20 protein-coding genes are annotated in these 23,838 nt (G+C 61.3%); 18 read left to right on the forward strand and 2 right to left on the reverse strand.

Going from position 1 to position 23,838, the window contains the following annotated elements; genetic code table 11:
• Nucleotides 1-172 precede the first annotated feature (172 nt).
• From J7I85_RS18355 to J7I85_RS18365, 3 genes are all read left to right on the forward strand, one after another.
• Complete coding sequence (locus J7I85_RS18355; protein WP_214854620.1) at nt 173-3,085, forward strand: FAD-binding and (Fe-S)-binding domain-containing protein; 2,913 nt, start codon at nt 173-175, stop codon at nt 3,083-3,085.
• A gap of 437 nt (nt 3,086-3,522) precedes the next feature.
• Complete coding sequence (gene leuA / locus J7I85_RS18360) at nt 3,523-5,262, forward strand: 2-isopropylmalate synthase (protein WP_214854633.1); 1,740 nt, start codon at nt 3,523-3,525, stop codon at nt 5,260-5,262.
• A 497-nt stretch (nt 5,263-5,759) separates the two neighbouring features.
• On the forward strand, nt 5,760-6,188 hold the full coding sequence (locus J7I85_RS18365; protein ID WP_214854642.1) for a MarR family winged helix-turn-helix transcriptional regulator: 429 nt from the start codon (nt 5,760-5,762) through the stop codon (nt 6,186-6,188).
• Between the two features lie 589 nt (nt 6,189-6,777).
• Here the strand turns inward: J7I85_RS18365 and panB are convergent.
• Nucleotides 6,778-7,683, reverse strand: a complete 906-nt coding sequence (gene panB, locus J7I85_RS18370) for a 3-methyl-2-oxobutanoate hydroxymethyltransferase (RefSeq protein ID WP_214854651.1) — start codon at nt 7,681-7,683, stop codon at nt 6,778-6,780.
• A complete protein-coding gene (gene panD, locus J7I85_RS18375) occupies nt 7,680-8,114 on the reverse strand; it encodes an aspartate 1-decarboxylase (protein ID WP_214854657.1) in 435 nt (144 codons plus the stop codon). Before panD ends, panB begins: the two co-directional genes overlap by 4 nt.
• Nucleotides 8,115-8,583: 469 nt before the next feature.
• On the opposite strand from panD, the gene J7I85_RS18380 reads away from it, so the two are divergent.
• The 15 genes from J7I85_RS18380 (at nt 8,584) to J7I85_RS18450 (ending at nt 23,728) form a co-directional block, all read left to right on the forward strand.
• The gene (locus J7I85_RS18380) at nt 8,584-10,722 is read left to right on the forward strand and encodes a 3-hydroxyacyl-CoA dehydrogenase NAD-binding domain-containing protein (RefSeq protein WP_214854834.1); all 2,139 of its coding nucleotides are present in this window, start codon (nt 8,584-8,586) and stop codon (nt 10,720-10,722) included.
• 528 nt (nt 10,723-11,250) lie between these two features.
• Nucleotides 11,251-12,036, forward strand: a complete 786-nt coding sequence (locus J7I85_RS18385) for a TetR/AcrR family transcriptional regulator (protein ID WP_214854659.1) — start codon at nt 11,251-11,253, stop codon at nt 12,034-12,036.
• Between the two features lie 450 nt (nt 12,037-12,486).
• A complete protein-coding gene (locus J7I85_RS18390; protein ID WP_214854671.1) occupies nt 12,487-12,681 on the forward strand; it encodes a hypothetical protein in 195 nt (64 codons plus the stop codon).
• Nucleotides 12,682-13,479: 798 nt separating this feature from the next.
• Nucleotides 13,480-13,695 (forward strand): aldo/keto reductase, encoded by a 216-nt coding sequence (locus tag J7I85_RS18395; RefSeq protein WP_308159542.1) that lies wholly within the window; start codon nt 13,480-13,482, stop codon nt 13,693-13,695.
• Nucleotides 13,655-13,987, forward strand: a complete 333-nt coding sequence (locus tag J7I85_RS18400) for an aldo/keto reductase (RefSeq protein WP_214854707.1) — start codon at nt 13,655-13,657, stop codon at nt 13,985-13,987. The genes J7I85_RS18395 and J7I85_RS18400 overlap by 41 nt, the downstream gene beginning before the upstream one ends.
• Nucleotides 13,984-14,307, forward strand: coding sequence for a hypothetical protein (locus J7I85_RS18405; protein ID WP_214854710.1), 324 nt, complete (start codon nt 13,984-13,986; stop codon nt 14,305-14,307). The genes J7I85_RS18400 and J7I85_RS18405 overlap by 4 nt, the downstream gene beginning before the upstream one ends.
• Nucleotides 14,308-14,437: 130 nt before the next feature.
• Nucleotides 14,438-15,490: a D-glycerate dehydrogenase gene (locus tag J7I85_RS18410; protein WP_214854712.1), complete on the forward strand. Its 1,053-nt coding sequence runs from the start codon at nt 14,438-14,440 to the stop codon at nt 15,488-15,490.
• 89 nt (nt 15,491-15,579) lie between these two features.
• Complete coding sequence (locus tag J7I85_RS18415; protein ID WP_214854715.1) at nt 15,580-16,368, forward strand: TetR/AcrR family transcriptional regulator; 789 nt, start codon at nt 15,580-15,582, stop codon at nt 16,366-16,368.
• On the forward strand, nt 16,358-17,428 hold the full coding sequence (locus J7I85_RS18420) for an acyl-CoA dehydrogenase family protein (protein ID WP_214854718.1): 1,071 nt from the start codon (nt 16,358-16,360) through the stop codon (nt 17,426-17,428). The genes J7I85_RS18415 and J7I85_RS18420 overlap by 11 nt, the downstream gene beginning before the upstream one ends.
• A complete protein-coding gene (locus J7I85_RS18425) occupies nt 17,425-18,570 on the forward strand; it encodes an acyl-CoA dehydrogenase family protein (protein WP_214854735.1) in 1,146 nt (381 codons plus the stop codon). Before J7I85_RS18420 ends, J7I85_RS18425 begins: the two co-directional genes overlap by 4 nt.
• 133 nt (nt 18,571-18,703) lie before the next feature.
• The gene (locus J7I85_RS18430; RefSeq protein WP_214854738.1) at nt 18,704-19,501 is read left to right on the forward strand and encodes an enoyl-CoA hydratase/isomerase family protein; all 798 of its coding nucleotides are present in this window, start codon (nt 18,704-18,706) and stop codon (nt 19,499-19,501) included.
• Between the two features lie 63 nt (nt 19,502-19,564).
• Entirely contained in the window at nt 19,565-20,767 is a 1,203-nt protein-coding gene (locus tag J7I85_RS18435) for a CaiB/BaiF CoA-transferase family protein (RefSeq protein ID WP_214854741.1), read from the forward strand.
• 229 nt (nt 20,768-20,996) lie between these two features.
• Nucleotides 20,997-21,677 carry a nitroreductase gene (locus tag J7I85_RS18440; RefSeq protein WP_214854744.1) on the forward strand — a complete coding sequence of 227 codons (681 nt, stop codon included), beginning with the start codon at nt 20,997-20,999 and terminating at the stop codon, nt 21,675-21,677.
• Nucleotides 21,678-21,800: 123 nt separating this feature from the next.
• Nucleotides 21,801-22,976: a thiolase family protein gene (locus tag J7I85_RS18445; protein ID WP_214854836.1), complete on the forward strand. Its 1,176-nt coding sequence runs from the start codon at nt 21,801-21,803 to the stop codon at nt 22,974-22,976.
• Nucleotides 22,976-23,728 carry an enoyl-CoA hydratase/isomerase family protein gene (locus tag J7I85_RS18450; RefSeq protein WP_214854747.1) on the forward strand — a complete coding sequence of 251 codons (753 nt, stop codon included), beginning with the start codon at nt 22,976-22,978 and terminating at the stop codon, nt 23,726-23,728. Before J7I85_RS18445 ends, J7I85_RS18450 begins: the two co-directional genes overlap by 1 nt.
• The last annotated feature ends 110 nt before the right edge of the window (nt 23,729-23,838 follow it).

Below are 23,838 nucleotides of genomic sequence, written 5' to 3' on the forward strand. Positions count from 1 at the left end.
AGGGCAGCATATGGGAGAACGGGCGCCAGCACATTTACTACAGCGACGCTCGCCTGTCGCACTTCGAGTTGCCTGTAATCCCGTCGTGAACCCTAACGCCGGCAAGGGAACGAGCTTGCAAAGAATAATGACCGGGCACTCGCCGGGACCGAAACTGGAGCCCTATAACGTTATGACTCAAGATGTCCTCTCCACACCGGGTAATGCACCGGTCCTTGCCCGGCTGGAAGCGGCGGGCGTGCTGGCTGAAGTAGCGGGCCACCGCATTGCTGCATATTCCTATGACGCGTCCAATTACCGGGTTCCGCCTGTTGCCGTGGTCTTCCCACGAAGCGTTCAGGACGTCGTCACAACCATGGCCGCATGTCGGGAAACCGGCACGCCGCTGGTGAGCCGGGGCGGCGGGACCTCCATGGCCGGCAACGCCATCGGCCCCGGCATTGTTCTGGACTTCTCCCGTTACATGAACCGCATCATCAGCCTCGATGAGGCGAGCAAAACCGCCGACGTCGGCCCCGGCGTCGTCCTCTCCCACCTCACCCTTGAGACCGAGAGGGTCACGGGCGGGAGACTCACGTTCGCCCCGGATCCTTCGTCAAAGAACCGCGCCACCATCGGCGGCTCTCTCGGGAACGACGCCTGCGGTAATCACTCCGTGCGCTACGGCCGCACCTCTGATCATGTGCTGGAGATCGACGTTGTCACGTCCGACGGTGCACAGTTGACCGCCACAGCGAACGGACTGCGTGCAACTGACCCGGCTGATACGTTCTCGGTCTCCCGCGCCTTTGAGCTGGGGGAGGAGCTTAGGCAACTCGCCCAGGACAATCTGGCAAGTTTCAGGGTGGAGCTGGGCCGTATCCAGCGCCAGGTATCCGGTTACCACCTGGCGAACCTCCTTCCCGAAAATAACTTCAACGTGGCCCGTGCCCTCGTGGGAACCGAGGGCACTTGTGCGATCGTCGTCCGAGCCCGCATGAAGCTCGTCCCCAAAGCACCCACCGCGCTCCTTGTGTGCCTCGGGTACGCCGACGTCGTTGACGCCGCCAAGGACATCGAAACCATCCTGGAATTTTCCCCTGCCGCCGTCGAGGGCATCGACGAGGCCATCGTGGACACGATGAAGCTGCGCCGCGGTGCTGACTCCGTGCTCGGCCTGCCCGAGGGCAAGGCATTTCTCTATGTGGACTTGGACGGGGACGACCCTGAGCAGGTAGCGGGGGAAGCGGCGCGGCTCCTTGAGCGGCTGGCCGCAAACGGACGGATGGTGGACGGGCGCGCGGTTCCAGACCTCGTGCAGCGCGCTACCCTCTGGCGGGTCCGGGAAGACGGGGCGGGTCTTTCATCCCGGCCGGCAAGCGGCGGGGAATCACAGGCAGGCTGGGAAGACTCAGCTGTTGCGCCGCAGAACCTGGCCGCATACCTGTCCGATTTCCGTGACCTTTTGACTGAGTTCGGGTTGACCGGAATTATGTACGGGCACTTTGGTGCAGGCTGCATGCACATCCGCATCACTTATGACCTGCGTAGCGAGGAGGGCCGCGCCGTCTTCCGCAAGTTCACCCGGACCGCAGCTGAACTCGTAGTGCGGCACGGTGGCTCATTGTCTGGTGAGCATGGCGACGGACGCGCCCGGTCCGAGTTTCTGCCTGTCATGTATTCCCCAAGGATGATCGCAGCATTTGAGACCTACCGTGGACTTTGGGACCGTGCCGGCATCCTGAACCCAGGATCCATGACAGATGCAGACCCCATTGATGCCAACTTGGCGCACGAAGGTATTCCCCAGCGCGAGTGGCGAACCCACTTTGAGCTCCGTCCGGTCGAAGCCGCAGCTGCCGGGGCTGATCCGTGGGTTCACGCTGTCCAATCCTGCATTGGCGTGGGCAGGTGTCGGTCCGATGCCGGAGGCGTCATGTGCCCGAGTTACCGGGCCACAGGGGACGAAAAGGATTCAACGCGCGGCCGTTCCCGTGCTCTGCAGGACATGGTCCGCGGTGCCAAGGGCATCGACGAAGGCTGGAAGTCGAAGGACGTCCGGGAAACACTGGATCTCTGCCTGGCCTGCAAGGCATGCTCGAACGATTGCCCCGCTGGCGTGGACATGGCCACGTACAAGTCGGAGTTCTTCTCCCACTACTACGAGGGCAAGCTCCGCCCGATGTCGCACTTCTCCCTCGGCTGGTTGCCGCGCTGGCTGAAACTGACCACTCTGATCAGCCCGCTGGTGAACCTGGCCCTGACCAGTCCGCTGGGCAAGGTCGTGGCCGCGGCTGGTGGGCTCACCACGCACCGGAAGATGCCGAAGTTTGCCTCCCGGGCGATGCTCCGAAAGGAGCTGGCGCCCTACGTCAATCCCTCGTACCCCGCAGATGCTGTGCTGTTCGTCGATTCGTTCACCAAGGGTTTCAGGCCCGAAGTAGCTGGGGCAGCAGCGCGCGTCGTGGAAAGCACTGGACGCACTGTCGGCTGCGAATCCGATGCCTGCTGCGGTTTGACGTGGATATCCACCGGTCAGCTGGACACCGCCAGAAAACTCATGGGCAAAGCGGTCGCGAAGCTCGACGACGGGACCGACACACCCATCGTGGTGATTGAACCGAGCTGCGCCGCGGCGTTGAAAAAGGACGCACCCGAACTTCTCGGCACCGAAGCGGCCGAACGTGTCTCCCACAGGATCCGCAGCTTCGCCGAGGCCGTCAAGGAATGGGTCGACGGCGGCTGGACACCACCTGCCATGCCGATGGACGTCACGGTGCAAACCCACTGCCACGAATACTCCACCTTCGGGGCTACCATACAACGCAAGGCCTTGGCTGCCCTTGGCGTCGCCAACGTGAACGAAGCGACCGGCTGCTGCGGAGTCGCCGGCAACTTCGGTTTCGAAGCCAACCACTACGAGATCTCCATGAAGGTCGCCGAACAAGCCCTGGCGCCCGCCTTGGCCAAAACAGCTTCCGACGTTCCCATCCTTGCCGACGGCTTCAGCTGCGCTATGCAGGTCAAACAGTTGGACCCGGACCGCAGGAGCCTGCATTTGGCCGAACTGCTCGATCAACGCCCCCCAGGAAGTGAAATGCAGTGAAGAAGTTAGAGCCAGCAACAAGCTTTCCGGCCGCAGTCGAACCCCACACCCCATGCTTGCCCCTCTTTTTCGACCCGTTGGTAGAGCTGACAAAACACCCCCCGTCCTGCAGTCCGCAATCTGAACTCGCCGGCCCTAAGAAGTCAGCTCCCCGACGCGGACGACAGCGGAACGGATCCCGTGACAGGTCAACTGACAGAAGCGCCATGATCGGCTTGGTCGTCCATGACCTGCACGCCCTTGATGCCCGACTCCACAGCAGCGCTGCCCTTTCATTTCAGCACTCGTGCTACGGTCGGAAGGTGCGTGCAGAGCTCCTTCTCCTTAGCTGCCGCGGCGAGGCCTCAGGCGCAATCTAGCGCAAGGCCCACCCTCGTCGCGGAGTTTGTGTTGCCCGGCCACCCTTCAATGAAGAACTCAAGAAAAGGCCCCACGTAATGCGAAACGCACAGAAGCCCTCGGGTATGCCGATCCACCGTTACATCCCGTTCCAGGACCAGATCAAGGTTGATCTGCCGGACCGGACCTGGCCTGACAAGGTCATTACCAAGGCGCCCCGCTGGTGCGCGGTGGACCTGCGGGACGGCAACCAGTCGCTGATCGATCCCATGAGCCCGGCCCGCAAGATGAAGATGTTCGACCTGTTGGTCCGGATGGGCTACAAGGAGATCGAGCTCGGGTTCCCGTCCGCCTCTCAGACCGATTTCGACTTCGTCCGCCAGCTCATCGAGGGCAACCACATCCCGGACGATGTGACTATCCAGGTCCTCACCCAGGCCCGCGAACACCTGATTGAGCGGACCTACGAATCCCTGGTGGGCGCCAAGCAGGCGATCGTCCACCTCTACAACGCTACCTCCGTCCTGCAGCGCCGCGTGGTGTTCAACCAGGACGAGGACGGCATCCTGGACATCGCCCTCCAAGGCGCGCGGCTCTGCAAGAAGTACGAGGAGACGCTGGGCGACACCCACATCACCTATGAGTACTCTCCCGAATCCTTCACGGGCACCGAGCTGGAGTACGCGGTCCGCGTCTGCAACGCTGTGGCCGACGTCTTCGAGGCGTCCGCAGACCGCCAGGTGATCATCAACCTGCCCGCCACGGTGGAGATGGCCACCCCCAACGTCTACGCCGACTCCATTGAGTGGATGAGCCGCCACCTGCACCCGCGCGAGGGCATCATCCTCTCCATGCACCCGCACAACGACCGCGGCACCGGCGTGGCCGCGGCCGAGCTGGGCTACATGGCGGGCGCCGACCGCATCGAGGGCTGCCTGTTCGGCAACGGTGAGCGGACCGGCAACGTGGACCTGGTGACCCTCGGCCTGAACATGTTCGTGCAGGGCGTTGACCCGATGATCGACTTCTCGGACATCGACGACGTCAGGCGCACCGTGGAGTACTGCAACCAGCTGCCCGTGGCGGAGCGTGCACCGTACGGCGGTGACCTCGTCTTCACGGCATTCTCCGGGTCCCACCAGGACGCCATCAAAAAGGGTTTCGAAGCGTTGGAACGGGACGCCGCGGCCGCTGGCAAAGCCGTGGAGGACTTCACCTGGCAGGTTCCCTACCTGCCCATCGACCCGAAGGACCTCGGCCGCAGCTACGAGGCCGTGATCCGTGTCAACTCCCAGTCCGGCAAGGGCGGCGTGGCCTACCTGCTCAAGAGCGAGCACAGCCTGGACCTGCCGCGGCGGGCCCAGATCGAGTTCTCCGGCGTCATCCAGCGGCGCACTGACACTGTTGGCGGCGAGGTCAGCGGTGCCCAGCTGTGGCAGCTGTTCCAGGACGAGTACCTGCCCTCCGCCAAGGCGGAAAGCCAGTGGGGCCGGTACTCGCTCGGCTCGGTGAAGACCGAGACCGATGAGGACGGCTTCATGACCCTGCACGCCTCGCTCGGTGTCGACGGCACCCACGTCAGCCGCACCGGCACCGGCAACGGCCCCATCGCCGCGCTGTTGGACATCCTCGGCCAGGACGGCGTGGATGTGCGGGTCCTGGACTACAGCGAGCACGCCCTGTCTGAGGGCGGCAGCGCCCTCGCCGCGGCCTACGTTGAATGTGCCGTGGGGGAGCGTGTCCTGTGGGGCGTCGGCATCGATGCCAACACCAGCACGTCTGCGCTGAAGGCAGTCATCTCCGCCGTCAACCGGGCCATCCGCGACGCCCAGGCCTGATGCCGGCCGTCCGTTGACGGCCTCGCTGTTTCCGGACACGGCTGGACGTACCTCCAGCTGTGTCCGGAATTCCTCACGCTCGTCATGGGCACTTGGGCAAACGTTTGCGATCACAGGAAGTATGGGGCGTGCGGCTTGAATTGCTATGGCTGGGAGCGGCGATCACGGTTGTTACCAGCCCGGTGTTTAGTTCTCGGCCTTACCAAACGCCCTGTTCAAGAGTGACCACGACGCGCGGCATTCCTGCCGCCGTCGTCAGCCCTCCGGCAGTGAGCCGGGCCAACGCCTCCCGAATGGGGCGTGCGGGGGACGCCGCGGCGCTCTGACTCCTCCACTGCCGGGGTGTAATACACAGCCACCTTGGCGCTGCCCTGGGTACGGACGTTTCTTGTTAAGTTTGCCTGTTAGGACTCGACACACGATTTATCAGGAGAAGCCCAATGCTTTTTTGAGTGAGAGAACAACCAGCTTGATCAAGCAGGTTGTATATTCGAGTTATGATCGACCAGACGAAAATGACACGCTCCTTCTTCGAGACGCTGCACCCCTTACTGTCGCGGTTGAACGCGGAACGGACTCTCTCGCCCGGCAAGCTGGGCGTTCTCCGATATCTGTCGGAGCATGGGCGCGCGACGACTTCGGAACTTGCTTTGGCTGGACGGGTCAGCCCTCAGGGCATTTCGCTCGCTGCCCGTGAGCTCGAACGGCTACAGCTTGTGACCCGCGTTCCTGACAACGTGGATCGTCGCCGGGTCTGGATCGAACTTACGGACGAGGGTAGCCGAAAATTCACTCAAGAGGTGTCTGCCGGGTATAGCTGGCTTGACCGGACAGTCAGGGAACGATTGACGCCGGAAGACTTCAAGGCGCTCGAAGCAGTCATTCCCGTTCTCAGCAAGCTGGCGTCGGAGGCGACTAGCGGCTGAACGGGTGGCGTGGTCCTCGTCTTAGTTTGAATGCCCTGGAAGGCCCGCAGTGGAGCGGCCACCGACGAACTCCTCCATCCCGTCTATGGGGCTCACGCACGACGATTAGAAATCTTCATGCGTTGGCCCGCCTCGAACGGGGGTACAGGCGGGTTCTGACTTCATACCCGCTCAAGGCGTCGATAAATTGCCGCTGATCTGCGGCCTCGGCAGCGAGCCATATCCCGGAAGCATCAGCCATGGCACCATCTACCAGCCCCTTGCGATACAGCGACCCATCGAGCCAAACTTCGACGACTTCGCCAACGAGCGACTGCCATTGGTCTGTGCGCTGCATGCTAACACGGGCGACTACCTGGGATTCCATTAGCTTATGCCTTCCATCACGTTACCGTGAATAGGGGATCTCACAACGGGAATACTAGGACTAGGGCACGGCACTTGAGGTGCACAGGCAATACAGTCGTCACGCTCATACATCTTGGTGGCGAACGACTGTTCTTTGAACTACAAACTCGGGGGTACCGGGGAGCGCCAGCCGGGAGCCGGACTCGAGTCCAACGCTCGGGTCCGGTCAACTCGAGTCCTGTTAGAAGGAGTGTTCGGTCGATGGAAATTTCCCGGAGCGTACTTCGTCGCCGTATGCCCGGGCCGCGTCGGCCAACACGGACCGAAGACTTGCATACCGTTTTACGAACCTAGGCATTTTCCCACCGCGTAGGCCGGTCATGTCTTGCCAAACCAAAACCTGCCCTGTGGTTGCATTACCTGCCCCGATACCGATCGTAGGGACCCGAACGGCCGCATCTACTGCTGCCGCGGCGACGGCTGGCACCATCTCCATAAGAACACAAAAAGCACCGGCCTCCGCAAGGGCTACGGCGTCGTCAACAAGCATTTGAGCGCCGTCGCCTCGTCCCTGCACGCGGTAGCCTCCAAGCGAGTGCTCACTTTGGGGTGTGAAGCCAATGTGGGCCATGACCGGAATGCCGGCGCCAGTCATGGCCCGGACTGTTTCCGCGTATGAGCTGCCACCCTCGATTTTGACGGCGTGCGCTAAGCCCTCCTTGAGGAACCGGACGCCGGTGCTGACTGCTTGTTGGGCAGAAACTTCGTAACTGCCAAACGGCAGGTCGGCGACCACCAAGGCCCGTCTGGCCGAACGCGCAACCGCCCTGGCCAAAGGTATGAGTTCGTCCACCGTGACTGGCAGGCTGGTCTCATTGCCAAAAACGTTGTTGGAAGCTGAGTCACCGACCAGAAGTACCTCAATGCCCGCCTGGTCGAATACCTCTGCTGTGTATTGTTCATACGCTGTGAGCATGGCGAAACGTGCCCCGTTATCCTTGGCCTGCTGCAAGTGGTGGATCCGTATCCGGCCGGCAGGCTTCTCGGCGGGCGCCAAAGCACCAGCGTCACGGCGAGAGGGGCCTGTTCCATAGGGGCCGGGAAGTTCCGCGGGCAAGCTTGGCGCGGCGTCGGTGCTGCGGCTCATGGTCTGGTCCTTGATGAGGAGTCCAAAGCGAATGGCGGGCGCATTAGCCCTGGTATTGGGCTTTCAGCAGGGTCAGTGCCGAGCTGCATAATTTTATTGTGCTGGTCCACATGGACCACCTGGGGGACATAAACGACGGCGTCCTCGGCGTTCATGTGGGCATAGGTGATGAGGATGACCGTGTCATTCACATGGATCAGGTGCGCCGCAGGTCCGTTGATACCGACTACGCCGGACCCACGTTCACCCGCGATGGTATAGGTTTCCAGACGCGCACCGTTAGTGACGTCGACGATCGAGACGAGTTCACCGGGCAGGATATCAGCTGCGTCCAACAGGTCGAGGTCCACAGTCACAGAGCCGACGTAGTGCAGATCTGCATGGGTCACGGTCGCGCGGTGGATTTTGGACTTGAACATTGTTCGGCTCAAGGGCATGGTCACTACATTTCTTCGGTGTTATGGAGATATCGGTCCCGCCCAGCATGTGGGCGATTCATGTCGGTGGCTGAAAAGTCCCTGCTCCGGCGCTCTGCTCTTTGACTGGTACGTGCTTCGTAGCATCCGTGCTACTCAGTCCTCCTCTTGGACAAAGTTGCGCGTGGGATAAATGACATCGCCTTGCAAACGCTACGCCCGAACGTCATAGTTGTGCAACAAGTATTATCTTCAAGAAAGGGATAGGACGGATGCGACGTGTCGGGCATCACCCACAGACCCGGCCCACCATCAGTCGGCCTTTGGCGCGGCGGCGTGAGGAGCCGCGCCTCGCTGAAGAAATCAAGATCTGGCCCGCGAGGATTTTTGCGCTTGCCCACCACCTTTTGCTGTAAAGAGCCACGATCTGACCGTGTCGGACTGCTAAACGTGACTCTCTCAACCCTAGGAATGACGAATGACAATGCCGACTCGCCCAGTGACTCAAGGCCATGATCGTAATGCCCATCCCGCCCGTGGGCTTTCTGCCAATGCATGCCTGACAGAAGTCCAACTGCCTGGAGGACGCCCCTTCGCTCTAATCACGCTGACAGGTGGAGAGGGAAGCAAGCCCGCCACCTTCAGCCCGAAATCGCTGCAGGCCCTCAAGGTGCTGCTTGAGGAAGTCGCTGAGCGTGTGGCCGCCGGAGAATTCGCTGGCGTTGGCATCACCGGCGATGACCGCTTTTTTGTGGCCGGCGCAGACCTTACCGCCCTGAAGGGCGTGAAGGACCTGGAATCGGCCCGGGAGATAGCGCGGCTGGGTCATCAAGTGTTTGGCGCACTCGCAGCCATGGACGTTCCAACCTTCGCTTTCATCAATGGGGCTGCCATCGGCGGCGGCCTGGAAATCGCTCTAGCAGCGGGTTACCGTACAATCTCGGGGGGCGTGAACGGGATTTCGCTCCCCGAGGCCTACCTTGGCCTAGTGCCGGGGTGGGGCGGCGTGTACCGACTTCCTCGGCTCATCGGGCCGGCTAATGCGGTTAAGGTGATGATCGAGAACCCCTTGGCTAACAACAAGGTTCTTGACGGCAGGTCAGCGTATGACCTTGGTGTTGCCGACGCATTATTCGACCCTGCCGATTTCCTGAGCCAGTCCCTGGCCTGGGCGGACGGCATCATTACCGATGGTGGACGCAGGGAAGAACTTGACGTACGGCGGGCCTCGATAGCTGGCTGCACCAAGGAAGAGTGGGACGCCGCCGTGGCCGCAGGCCGGGCCATTGTTGAGGCAAAGACCTCGAATGCTGCCCCTGCCCCTGCTCGTCTTCTGGACCTGCTCGAATTGGGCCCGAGCCTGGACCAAGCCCAGTCCGCGGAGCTGGAAGTCGACGCACTTGGCGAGCTGATCCTGACACCGCAGTTCAAGAATTCCGTGTATGTATTCCTCGAGCTTTTACAGCGTCGAGCCAGGAATCCGTTCGGCGCCCCTGATCCGGCGCTGGCGCGGCCCATCAACAAGGTTGGAGTTGTCGGCGCGGGCCTGATGGCCGGCCAGTTGGCCCTACTATTTGCACGGCAGCTAAAGGTACCCGTCGTGATGACGGACATCGACCAGGACCGCGTGGATAAGGGTGTAGGTCACGTCCACGCCCAGGTGGACAAGCTGCTTACCCAGAAACGCATCTCCCTGGTCGACGCCAATCGGCTCAAGACCCTCATTAGCGGCTCTGTGTCCAAGGCCGCCTTTACCGACGCTGACTTCGTGATCGAGGCGGTCTTCGAAGAACTCTCCGTCAAGAAGCAGGTCCTCGCAGAAGTCGAGTCCGTCGTTTCCGAAAAGTGCATTCTCGCCACCAACACGTCCTCGCTGCGGGTGACGGACATGGCCGCAGACCTGCTCTACCCGGAACGCGTCATCGGATTTCACTTCTTTAACCCGATTGCCTCTATGCCCTTGCTGGAGATCGTGCGGGCCTCCAAGACCAGCGACGAAGTCCTCGCCACAGCGTTCGTCCTCGGCAGGGCATTGAAGAAGACTGCGGTCCTCGTCCTTGATGCCCCCGCCTTTGTCGTCAACCGCGTGCTGCTGCGACTGATGGCGGAGATCTTGAAGGCCTTTGACGAGGGCACCCCTGCTGAGATCGCAGACAAAGCACTCAAACCCATGGGCCTGCCAATGACCCCATTCACACTTTTGGCCATGATCGGCCTGCCAGTTGCACAGCATGTTATCGAATCGCTCCATAACGCCTTCGGCAACCGGTTCCCCGTCTCGGCGAATATCCAGAGACTCATCGACCACGGCATCACCTCGCTCTGGGCCACCGAACACGACGCCAGCAGCCCGCGCATCCCACCATCCACCCTAGGCCGACTGGAATTCGGTCACTGCCCGGCCACCTCGGAACAACTGCTTGAGCGCGTCCAGGACGCCCTGGCACAAGAGATTGGTCTTCTTCTTGAAGAAGGCGTGGTGGCCTCCGCGCAGGATGTGGACCTGTGCATGCTAGCCGGCGCTGGCTGGCCTCTGCACCTGGGCGGCATCACCCCTTACCTGGACCGGACGGGCGCCTCCGAGAGGGTCAACGGCAAACCCTTCCACATGGACAGTCGCTAAGCCGTAGCGCAGAGCAACTCCGGAAGTCTCATGAATGATCGGCAGCGGCTTATACGACACCGCGGGGATTACAGAGTCGATGGCGCGTGCCGAATGAACCGCTGATTGGCGAGAGGACTTGGGCTAATCGATTGCGGGTCGGCTGTCGCACATGGGCTCTGGTCCTTCCTGTCCCACGTCGTCCCTGGCAGGAGCTTACAAAACTCTTGCGGCCGAGACGGGGTTGGCTCCGATGCTGCGTGGGCGATAACCGCGTCGGCTGCGGGCGCACTCCCGCCCCGGGTCTCGCAGAACCAGCGCGTCGAAGTGAAATCCGGGTTGCGACTATCCGTTCGCAGGCGAGAGGTGCTCGAATTTGCTGGCGGCGGACGGCGCCGACCTCAAGACTTTTTCACACCATTTGTCAGCTTTGCCCGCCAGCATCGAAGTCATCGACCTGCTAGATTCAATCTTTGATTGATAATCAATTAACAACTTTGTGATTGCTGAACAGTAGTTGTTGCGCTGGGTTGTTCCAAGGAGTAAGACATGGGTAAAGAGCAGGCTGTGCAAGAAGCGGCGGGGTGGCTTTCACGCAGTGCGGCCGGTCAAGACAAGAGTGAGTTGCAGAGACCGGCCGACCGGGGGCGTGAGGGTGCAGCAGCTGGGGGGGTGCAGTCCGCGGCGCCGAGGCGTCGCACGCAGCAGGAGCGGCGCGAGGAAGCCGAGACCCGGCTCCTTGCCGCCGCGCTCACCCTGCTTTCGCGCAAGGGTTGGGTGGGAATGACCCTGGCGGAAGTCGGCCAGGCAGCTGGTTACAGCCGGGGGCAGGCTGCTCACCATTTCGGTAGCAAGGGTGCGCTGTTGCGGGCCCTGACTCTGCACATCAATCGGTCGTTCGCCCAGGAGATGCAAGCCGCACCTACGCCCCCCGCTGGCCTCCAGGCGGTACTCGGCTATGTCCGCGTCTACCTGGGCCGCAGTGATCCGAAGTGGACAAACACCCGTACACTCCTCTTGCTGCTGGCGGAGTCCTTACTGGAGAACTCAGAGACAGCCGGAGTCGTCGCCGAATATAACCGTGAGATGTTTGCTTGGCTGGAGGACAACCTACGGGTGGGCATTGCCCGGGGCGAGGTGCGCGGCGATATCGATCCCGCGCTTGGAGCCGAGTTCGTCGTTGGTGCCATGCGGGGGCTGGCATTGCAGCGCCTCCTGCAAGGCCAGGTGGCAGACATACGTGGAATCAGGGATCAGGTAGTGCAACTAGTCGAGCATACGTTCGCAGCACCCACCGATCGTGAACAGGAGGAAGGAGCAAATGATGGACGATGACATTCGAGAGATGCTCCTCGAAACGTCGGGGAGATCTTTGCTGATGAACCCTCTGACTCTCAGGTGCCGGGGAGTAAGGGCGGCGTCAGCGTGATCTGCGCAGTCGCACGTGAAGTCCTGGGGATCGTAGGCGAGCACGCCGCTCCCGCGGAGTTGGCCGAAGCAATTATTGGCCAGGTTCGTAACTCCTACAGGCCCTGAAGACCCAAGGCCACTCGCAGATTTCCGCGGTCCAATGCTACGACACGACGCCCTCCGGCTCGGCTTTGGTTGGTCGCGGCTTTGTCGCTGCGCCCGCGTCCGCGCGAACAACTCGTCGCCTCTAAAAGTCATGGCTTATTTCAACTTATTCGGAGATCACCAGAGGTTTCTGTCCGGGGTTCGTAGTCACCAGGGTGCTCAGCGCCAGTCCGATCGCCCGATCCTTTGGGTCTTCGGGGACTGGCCTTCGTGGCAGACCAGATCGATGTCCACGAAACCGGTGCCGCGTCGTTCCCGTCGGCCCACGTCCGGATAGGGATCTGGGCCTTCAGCAACGACCCGGGCTTGGTGCGGGAGCGTCCGGGCAGTCGCATCTTCTCCCGTTCACGGGCCAGTCTGTGGTCGATCGTGGCGGTACCCATGCGCACCAACAGATCCGCCTGAGCATCGGTGATCACCCAAGGCCCGCTCTGCCCGCAGCATCGCTACGAGGTAGTCGGTCGCGGCGGCCAGAAGCTTCCCGGCCGGACCCCTGAGCGCCGAACAGCACTACGCGAGGGACGGTTGGAGATCCGCCCGACAGACAGGCTTCCGTCCCGGCCGCGCCGTCCGTGGTCGGGGCGGCTTGAGAGCATGGCGCAGGGCGCACCGGGGCATAATCCCGGCGTCAGCCGGTCAGGTCGACTAGCTCGGTGAGGATCTGATCCTTCGCCGTCCGGTCCGCCGCGTGGTAGCGCAACGCCAGATGCTTCTCACTGCCTTGCACTCACCCACGCTCAGCCCCATCCACAACAATCACGCAGCAACAAGCTCCGGACAACCCTGCCCAGCCGGAGGTTTTCCGATGAGACAAGCTACAGTCGAGCGGAGCCTCTTACGATCCATCAGCTACTTGATGACTGACCAGTAAGTGATAGGGTGGCCGTGCGTAGTGCGATGCCTTGGCGGGACGCGGCCGCAGGGGTAATCCCCATCCTCGGAGCGTGAGATGCATCGGACAGTTTCTCTGCCGGACTGTGGGCGGCGCGACGGCACATGCACCAGCCCCTCCGACCCGGGGGCGCGGACGGGAGTCAATGTAGATCGCGCACGAGATTATGAGATGGAGCCTCCGAGCGTATGGAGGCTTGAGGAAGGGACTGGGTCGATGATTCGTTTCGAAGAACGCCTGCTTACAAGTTCGGGACAGCGCACCGCGGTGCTGGGTTTTGGCGCGATGGAGTGGCGGGGGCCTCGCACCGCGTGCCCCGTTTCCTCGATGCGGGAGTTGCTGAATTACTGCTCAATACCGTGCTGGACGAAGGCATTCGGTTCATCGATACTTCCATCGACTATGGCGGGAGTGAGGGGCTCATTGGGCGCTACATAAGTCATCGTCGATCGGAGTACCTGCTCGCGTCCAAGGTGGGCTGCCCGCTTGACCACCAACCTGGTGGCCCGTCCAAACGGACCCCTTGACCATGACTATTCGCCCGCAAACATCCGGGCAGGAATCGCCCAAAGCCTCCGGCGTCTGCGCACCGATTATCTGGACCTGGCACAGGTCCACATTGGGCCTTCCGTGGCGGTTCTGCAACGCGATGACGTGCTGGGGACGTTGGAACGTGCACGGGAGGAGGGCAAGGTGCGGGCGATTGGCATATCCTCGACTCTTCCGGACCTCCTTGATCACATCAACCTCGGCGTATTCGCGACGTTTCAAGTGCCTATTCGGCACTCGACCGTGCTCTCGAAGATTGCCTTCCGTTGATCAACGCGACCGGTGCCGGTGTCATGGTGCGTGGACCACGGGCTAAAGGGATGGTCGACAGCCGGCACGCGTCGTGGGCGGATCTTAGCCTGGACGATCTGTTCGATGGGGATAACTTGCAGGGATTCCTCCTTCGCTTCGTCATGACCCGCGCCGAGGTGTCCACCGTGATCGTCGGAACAGCCTCACCCGCCCACGTACGGGAAAATGCCAAGACAGCAGCTCGAGGAGGCTTTGCGGGGGATGTTTACGCCGAGGCGCAGCGGCGCTTGGACCTTGCCGGATTCCGCAGTTCGGATCCGCGTAAACAAGCCTTTTGATTACGCCTACCGCATGGATTTGGCTTTACACCCGCAAAGGGCTGAATGGTGAACGAGCCGAATAAGTGCACCGCCCGTGAGGCTCGGTCGCTGTCGCGAATCCAGCCCTCAGCACAACAGAAAGCATGTGATGAAAAGCTCCACATTTCTCGTGACGACGCCCATCCCTGAGCCAGGCATGAGCATCCTGGCAGAGGCCGGCAAAGTTGTATCGCCCGCTGTATGTCCGACGCCTGACCTGCTCCGGGAACACTGCTCCTCCGGGGCATTCGACATCTTGGTGTCCCAGTTGAGCGACAGGCTGGACGCGCCGTTGCTGAAATCTGCGAAAATAAGGGGAATCTCGAATTATGCAGTGGGCGTAAACAATATCGACATCGCGGCCGCGACCATGCGCAGCATCATGGTCGCCAACACACCCGGAATTCTTACCGATGCGACCGCGGACATCACTATGCTCCTTATCCTCGGAGCCGCGCGCCGAGTGGTCGAGTCCGACCAGTTTCTCAGAGCGGGCAAATTTACCGGATGGCAGCCGGATCTTTTGCTCGGCCGCGACGTCTCAGGGGCGACACTGGGTCTAGCTGGCTTCGGACGTATCGCTCGGGCCGTTGCACGACGGGCCCTCGGCTTCGATATGCGGGTGATTTTCTGCCCGCGACCTCCCGGTGACCGCCCGGTTTCAGAGGAAGAACTTGGCGAGCTCTCCGGGCGCGTGCAACAGGTCACTTGGCAGGAACTTGTCAGATCCAGCGACTACCTGTCTTTGCACGTACCGCTGACGACAGATACCCAGCATCTCGTTGATGCGAAGGTGCTCGAAAGCATGAAAGACACGGCGGTCCTGATCAACACGGCACGGGGACCTATCGTAGATGAATCGGCGTTGGTCCACGCCCTACAAATGGGGCAGATCGCCTCCGCCGGCATCGACGTGTACGAAAATGAGCCCCGTCTGGAACCCGGACTCGCTGAACTGGCCAATACCGTGCTGCTGCCCCATCTTGGCAGCGCAACATCTCCAGTCCGCTCCGAAATGGCCCGGGTCTGCGCGGAAAATGCCGTCGCGATGGCCAGAGGACAGGTCCCGCCCCACCCCGTGAATCCGGAGGCATGGTCGGCAGGATCCTGTTGCCCAAACAGCTTCCGCGGCTACACCGCCCCGCAGCCGCCGCCGCTCTAAGTTCAGACTGAGCATCCTGAAACACGAATATTGTTGATTGCTGACCAGTAAGTGAGATACACTGAACAGGTCTTCAAAGGAGGCGGACGATGAGCGCAGAGCAGGCTGTGCAAGAAGCGGCGGGATGGCTTTCACACAATGATGTTGTCCATGACAAGACCGAGTTGCAGCTACCAGCCGCCGCCCGGGGGAGTAACCGTCCAGAAGGCAGGGAAGAGCAGACGTCGGCGCCGAGGCGTCGCACGCAGCAGGAGCGGCGCGAGGAAGCCGAGACCCGGCTCCTTGCCGCCGCGCTCACCCTGCTTTCGCGCAAGGGTTGGGTGGGAATGACCCTGGCGGAAGTCGGCCAGACGGCTGGTTACAGCCGGGGGCAGGCTGCTCACCATTTCGGTAGCAAGGGTGCGCTGTTGCGCGCTCTGACTCTGCACATCAATCGGTCGTTCGCCCAGGAGATGCAAGCCGCACCTACGCCCCCCGCTGGCCTCCAGGCGGTACTCGGCTATGTCCGGGTCTACCTGGGCCGCAGTGATCCGAAGTGGACAAACACCCGTACACTCCTCTTGCTGCTGGCGGAGTCACGGCTCGAGAACTCGGAGACGGCCGAAGTTGTAGCCGTATATAACAGTGAGATGTTCGCTTGGCTGGAGGACAACCTGCGGGTGGGCATTGCCCGGGGGGAGGTGCGCGGCGATATCGATCCAGCCGTCGGGGCGGAGTTCGTCGTGGGCGCCCTTCGTGGCCTTGCATCCCAGCATCTCATACAAGGATCGGCGGCAGACATACGTGGAATCAGGGATCAGGTAGTGCAACTAGTCGAACACACGTTTGCAGCACCCACCGACCCCGATCTGAAAGAAGGAGCAAACGATGGACGATGACACTCGAGAGATGCTCCACGAAACGGCGGCGAGCATTTTCGCCGATGGACCCCCTGACTTATGGGAGGTTCTGCAAAGCGTCGGTATTGATAAGGCTTTGGTGCCCGAGAGTAAGGGCGGCGTCGGCGTGAGCTGGGCAATTGCCTGCGAACTTTTGGGGATCGCCGGCAATCACGCCGCTGCCGTGCCGATGGCCGAAGCCATGATTGGGCATTGGCTCCTGGACTTTGCGGGCATTGAAGACGCAGAGTTGCCGACAATCGCCTTTTCGCCGCCCTTGGAACCGGTTCGGCTCAGCCGATCTGGTGACGAGTGGCACGTCGACGGCGCTCTCGTACGCGTGCCTTGGGGCGGCGCGTGCACGCACGTCGCGTTCATCAGTGAGGGCCCGGCGGCCCAGCTGATCGTTGTTGCCCGCGATGCATCCGGCGTCTCGATTACACCCGGTCAAAACCTCGCAGGGGAGCCGCGTGATGACATGACGCTAGAGGGCGTCGTCCCGGTTGCCGTGGTGCCTGCGCCGTTTGAGTCCAATTCCCTGTTGGCGATCGCTGCAGTCATGCGCAGTGCTCTGATGTCGGGTGCCATCGAACGTGCCTTGGCCTTAACCGTGGATTACGCCAATATGCGCGTCCAATTCGGCCGGCCGATTGGCAAGTTTCAGGCGGTCCAGCAGAACATTGCCGTACTTGCGACGCAGGCAGCAGCCGCGCGCGCAGCGACCGAAGCCGGCGGTGAGGCGATTGACGGCTGGCTGGCTGGTGAGAATGGGTCCCTCACGCACAACGTTGCCGCGGTAAGTGCGAAGATCCGCACCGGTGAAGCGGCCGGACAAGTCTCCGCGATCGCGCACCAGGTATTTGGTGCAATCGGCTTCACTGAGGAACACGAATTACATCGCTTCACGAAGCGGCTCTGGTCCTGGCGCGACGAATACGGCAACGAAGCGTTTTGGGCTGACGTCCTCGGGGAGCACATCCTGGGCAATGAATCTGAGAAAACCCTGTGGCGCACGCTGGCGCCGACGGGCAGTAGCCTCGAAGTAGGAGCGACGCGATGAGTACCCTGTCTTTTCCGCGCCCACGGCAGTCGGAGGCCGGCGAGCGGCTGCGAGCAGAGGTACGCGAGTTCCTCGACGATTTTGATTGGCGGGGAGACCCACACGCAGCCAGCGTTTTTGGTGGCTTCGATCCTGAATTTAGCGAAGCGCTTGGCGCGCGCGGATGGATCGGCATGGGCTTTCCACAGCGCTATGGCGGTGGCGGCTACGGCCTCATTGAACGCTATGTGGTTTTGGAGGAACTGCTCGCCGCCCGGGCTCCGATCACTGCGCACTCTGTAGCTGACCGGCAGAGCGGCCAATTGCTGCTGCGGTTCGGCAGTGAGAGCCAGCGCGAGGAAATTCTGCCCCTCATCGCCGCCGGGAAGTCTTACTTCTGTATAGGAATGAGCGAGCCGGACTCCGGGTCGGACTTGGCATCGGTTCGCACCCGCGCCACGAAAGTCGACGGAGGCTGGCTTGTAAACGGCGCGAAAATCTGGACCACGAATGCGCACCGCAGCCACTACATGATCCTGTTCTGCCGCACCTCGCCAGCCAGCCAGGAGCGCCACGCGGGCCTGAGCCAGTTCCTGGTCGATATGAAGACGCCCGGAATCGTGTGTCAGCCAATCGTCAACATCGCCGGAGCGCGGGACTTCAACGAAGTGCACCTGCAAGATGCTTTTCTCCCCGACGAGGCGCTCATCGGGGTCGAAGGTGAAGGATGGAAACAGGTCACGAGTGAGCTGGCGTTCGAACGTAGCGGGCCAGAGCGCTTTCTGTCTCATCTCGGTGTGTTGGAAGAATTCGTCTGTGTTCTGAAACGGCAACCGTCGCCTGAGGGCGCTAGGGCCCTCGGGCGCCTGGTTGCCCACCTCGCCACCCTCCGCCGGATGTCGCGCTCTGTGGCGACGATGATCGCCGATGGTCAGGATGCCGCACTGCATGCGGCACTGGTAAAAGATCTGGGCACCTGCTTCGAGCAGGAGATTCCCGAGATCCTGCGGCTCGCTCTGCAAACCGAGCCCGATCCCAACGCCTCTGACTCCTATCGGGCTGCCCTGGCTCATGTGGTCTTGAACGCGCCTTCCTCCACGATTCGCGGCGGAACCAAAGAGGTGCTGCGCGGCATTGTCGCGAAGGGGCTGGGACTGCGATGAGCGCTGGCCGCGACGAAAACGGTTCCGCCGTAAGTGAACTTGATCCCAGATAGGCCAACAACGACACAAGACGGGGCGTCAATGCAACGCCCGACTTTGAAACAACGTAGCCAATTTAGAAGGGCAAAAAAGAATGACAATTGAACTGTCAACGGAGACGGACGAACTTCAACTGCAGCAGAGCGACCACGTTCTGTGGCTCAGGCTTAACCGGCCGCAGGCACTGAATGCGCTCACCGCGTCGATGGTAGATGATCTGACCCGGGTCATAGTAGAAGCCGACGAAGATCCAGAGGTGCGAGTTATCGTCCTCACAGGTACGGGTAGGGCTTTCTGCGCGGGCGCGGATCTCAAGGACAGTGCAAAGCGCAGTCCCGAAAGCGGTGCCCGATTTGTAAAGAGAATTGGTGAACTCACAAATTTGATCGAGGAGTGCACTAAACCTGTGATCGCGGCGGTTAACGGCATTGCTATTGCTGGTGGTCTGGAACTGGTGCTGGCGTGCGACACTGTCATCGCGGCGGAGTCGGCGGTCCTCGGGGACGCTCATTCGAATTATGCGATGTTCCCTGGGGCTGGGGCCACGGTGCGTTTGCCGCGGAAGGTCGGCCTCAATAATGCTAAATATCTGATGTTCACGGGCGATATGCCGGCGGCCCACGAGTGGCTGGCGATGGGCCTGGTGAGCCAAGTGATCCCAGACGAGGGCCTCAACGACGCGGTGTCGGCGCTGGCCAGCAAGCTTGCCGGAAAGAGCCCGTTGGGCTTGGCAAAAATGAAGCAGGCCCTGAATGACTCACTGGATCAGCCGGCACACATCGGACTGCGTTACGAACGGGCGCTGGTCAACCTCTACAGTCACTCCGCCGACCGTGTCGAGGGGTTGGCGGCCTTCCGGGAAAAACGCACTCCGCATTTCCAGGGTAAATAGTCGGTGGTACTTCCCGGACAGTACCCATTCACCTGCGTATTGATGATTTGAGGAATGAGATCTATGGAACTTAATGACAAAGGGCCGTTGTCAGGCATACGAGTGATCGATGTGGGCACCATGGTCGCAGGGCCGGTCGCTGCAACTCTGATGGCCGATTTCGGTGCTGAGGTGATCAAGGTCGAGCAACCCGGCAAGGGAGACACTTTGCGTCATATCGGCCCGAGCTTGGGCGACGGTGAGAGCTTGTGGTGGAACGTCGAGGGTCGCAACAAGAAATCGATCACGCTGGACTTACGTCAACCCGAGGGGCAACGGATCCTGAAGGAGTTAGTGAAGAGCGCCGATGTCCTGGTGGAGAATTTTCGTCCAGGGACCTTGGAACAGTGGAACCTTGCCTGGGAAGACTTAGAGCAGGTCAACCCCGGGCTGGTTATGCTCAGCGTCTCCGGGTATGGGCAAACTGGCCCGTATGCCCCCCGAGCGGGCTATGACCGAATGGGTCTGGCGCTGGGCGGGGTGTTGAACGCGACGGGCTACCCTGACCGGGCTCCGGTGAAGGTCGGCGTTGCCATCGCTGACTACCAGACAGCGGTGCTTGCAGCTTTCGGGACTATGGTTGCCCTCTACAACAGGGACGTCCGCGGCGGTAAAGGCCAGCAGATCGACCTTTCGCTGTATGAAACTGTCTTCCGATTCACGGACGTGATGGTGACTGCGTTCGATAAGTTTGGCGACAAGCGGGAGCGCACAGGGAACCTCCATTTCGCGGCTGCACCGGGGGACCACTTCGAAACGATTGATGGGCGCCATATCGTCCTGACAGTATCCTCGGACCGCATGTTCCGCCGCCTGTGCGAAGCAATGCCGGAACTGATCGGTGATGAGCGCTTCACCACGCACCCGAATCGCATCTCCAATATCGAGGAGATAAATCGACTGGTTGGGGAGTGGATCAAGTCGATGCCCGTTCCGGAACTCTGCCGGATCCTTGACGAAAAGGGACTGGCGTACTCCCTCATTTACTCGATTGAGGACATCGTCGGCGACCCCCAGTATCAAGCGCGGGGCACCATCGCCACCGTCGAGAATCCTCGCCATGGTGCGCTGAAAATGCCAGCACCGCAGCCAAGGCTGAACCGGACGCCAGCTCCTGCGATGCGACCAGCTCCCGAACTGGGATCGAGCACTGACGAGATTTTGAGCGAACTTATAGGCCTCTCCGCCGAGCAGATCGCAGGACTGCGCAAGGCGGGCACCGTCTGAGCTCCCGAAACGGCGCTGATATGAAAATGTTGGTTGGAAAGACTACAAATGACGTGGCACGAGCGGGTCGGGCTCCGCAGGGTTATCGCTGAGGTACTGGCCCGTTCTGCCAGCGTCCACCTGAATGCCAATGAAGGCGTTCAGGAAGAGTTACTGAAATCTAGACGGTGCTAGGAGAATTGCGTTGATATCATCACGCGTCACGACTGAAGTGCAGGACCCCGCAAGTGTGGAAGCCGCCATCGAGAGCCGCTTCTCGTGCCGGGCATTCCTTCCGGACAAGACCGTTGCCCGAAGCGACATCCAGGAAATACTCCGCGTCGCCAGCCAGGCCGCATCCGGCACGAATACGCAACCGTGGAAGGTGTATGTGCTGCAGGGTGATCAGCGGGATAACCTCGTCAAGCAGGTGTGCGCGGTGGATGACGCGGTCTTCTCTGATCCGGACCTGGCCGCGACGCACCGCGACAAGGTCGACTTCTACCCGGCAGAATGGGTCTCACCGTACATCGACCGACGGCGCCAGAACGGCTGGAGCCTGTATGACCTTCTCGGCATCGGCAGGGGCGAGAAGGACAAGATGCACGCACAGCTACAGCGTAACTACCACTTCTTTGATGCCCCCGTGGGGCTGATCTTTACGGTCGATAACGTCATGGGACGAGGATCGCTTATCGATTACGGCATGTTCCTGCAGAACTTCATGCTCATGGCCCGGGCACGGGGACTGCACACCTGCCCTCAGGCGGCATGGAATTACTATGCGACGACAATTAAGCCGATCATAGGTGCTGGTGAGAATGAAACGCTGGTTTGCGGTATGTCACTTGGCTATGCCGATGAGTCAGCAGCCGTGAACACACTCGTCACGCCGCGGGAAACAGTGGACAGTTTCACGCAGTGGGTTTGAACTCCAAAAATTTGGTCCCTGATCCCTCTTGGGAGAGGGACTTTTCCATCCTGACAAGGTGCCCCCCTTGTCTTCACCTTCTTAGTCACACCAGCAATTCACCTTAAGAGCAACGGAGAACCTATCGTGGAGAAAATCATCGTCCTGGACGGTGCGCGCACCCCCACCGGCAGCTTCGGCGGCATCTTCAAGGATGTCCCCGGCCACGTGCTGGGGGCAACGGCCGGCAAGGCAGCCTTGGAACGGGCCGGTGTTACCGGCGACGACATCGACGAAGTCGTCATGGGTTGCATCGGCCAAGTGGGGGCCGATGCGTACAATGCCCGGCGGGTCGCGGTAACGGCAGGCTTGCCGACACGGGTTCCGGCCTACAACGTCAACCGGCTCTGCGGCTCGGGCCTGCAGGCCATCTGGTCGGCAGCCATGGAAATGCAGTGGAACCAGCTTGACTTCGCCTTGGCTGGCGGCAACGAGTCCATGACGCGGATGCCGTACTACGACTTCGGCGCGCGCCAAGGCTACCGTCTTGGCGACCGGTCCCTGAGCGACGGCACTGTCATGATGCTCACAGACCCCCTGCACGGCATCCACATGGGGGTTACCGCCGAGAATGTAGCCAGCAAATACAACGTTTCGCGCATGGAACAGGACGAGTTCGCTGTCGAATCTCAACGCCGCGCCGCTGCCCCCGAGGCCCAGGCCGCATTCGCTGAGGAAATAACGCCAGTCAATGTCGCAGGTCGGAAGCCTTTCACAGCTGAGAAGGATGAGCACCCCAAGCCGGAGACAAGCATGGAGACCTTGGCGCGATTGCGTCCGGCCTTTGCCTCTGGTGGGACCGTCACGGCCGGCAATGCATCGGGCATCAACGACGGCGCCGCCGCCGTCGTCCTGGCTCGCGAGTCCGTGGCTGCGGAGCGGGGTCTGAAGGGCTTGGTTAGTCTTGAGGCCGTGGCCACGGCCGCCATGGAACCCGAACTCATGGGGTACGCACCCACGCTGGCTCTGAGGTCCTTGTTCGAGAAGACCGGCACGACCCCAAAGGATATCGGTTCAATTGAACTGAACGAGGCCTTCGCCTCACAGGCCGTCGCTGTCATCAGGGACGCCGACCTTGATCCGGCTCAGGTCAATCCCTACGGCGGAGCTATTGCCCTGGGTCATCCGGTCGGTGCCACTGGCGCGATCCTGACGCTACGTCTTGCCAAGGACATGGCACGCCGGGACCTGGAACTCGGAATTGTCACCATGTGCATCGGTGGGGGACAGGCGCTGGCAGCACTCTTTCGGAGGATCTGATGCCTAAGCCAGTAACTTTGACTACTGCCGGCGGCGTCGGACACCTGCAGCTCAACCGCCCGGAGGCAGCCAACACTATAAATATGCCCCTAGCCAAGGCTCTCGGGGAGGCGGTCGACCGCGTCGCGGAGGACGACTCGGTTAAAGCGGTCTTGCTCACCGGTAGCGGAAAGCGGTTCTGTGCCGGTGGAGACATTTCTGCGTTCGCAGAGTCCTCAGACCAAGGTCGATTCCTCTCAGAGCTGGCGTCCACGATTGATGCGGCTGTGCAGGCTCTCGAATCCCTCCAGAAGCCCGTGGTGGCGGCTGTCCATGGAGCCGTTGCCGGTGGAGGGCTTGGCATCATGCTTGCCGCCGACGTCATTATTGCAGCTGAAGGTACAAGCTTTGTGTTTGCCTACCCATCCATTGGTCTGACGCCCGACTGTGGTAGCTCCGCCAGCCTGCCCAGGGCCATGGGGCTGCACCGCGCACTGGCCTTTGCACTGTCCGGCCGGCCGCTGAGCGCGGATCAAGCACTAAGCCAGGGACTCGTAACGGAAGTGGTCGTGGACCCCCTGACTCGCGCTCACGAGGTGGTGACTGCGTGGATGGCCGGTGCGCCTGGCGCGCTCGGCGACGTCCGAAGAATGCTGCGCGAAGGTTCCGGCCTTTCGCGCGCGGAGGTGGGCATACGCGAGGCTGCGACCATCGGTGAGCGCATGGCTACCGCTGAGGCCCAATGCCTCATCCCGGCATTTCTTGGTCGTTGACTCGGGGTGGCGGTCTGTCGCTTCGTTTTCTTTGCAATCCGGTATCGCGTCAGCAGTCCTAAGAAAATAGTTGCTGAACAACTAGTATTTGTGGCCAACTCCCCGTAAAT

The sequence above is a fragment of the Arthrobacter sp. ISL-65 genome (assembly GCF_018613795.1).
Taxonomy (GTDB): Bacteria; Actinomycetota; Actinomycetes; order Actinomycetales; family Micrococcaceae; genus Arthrobacter.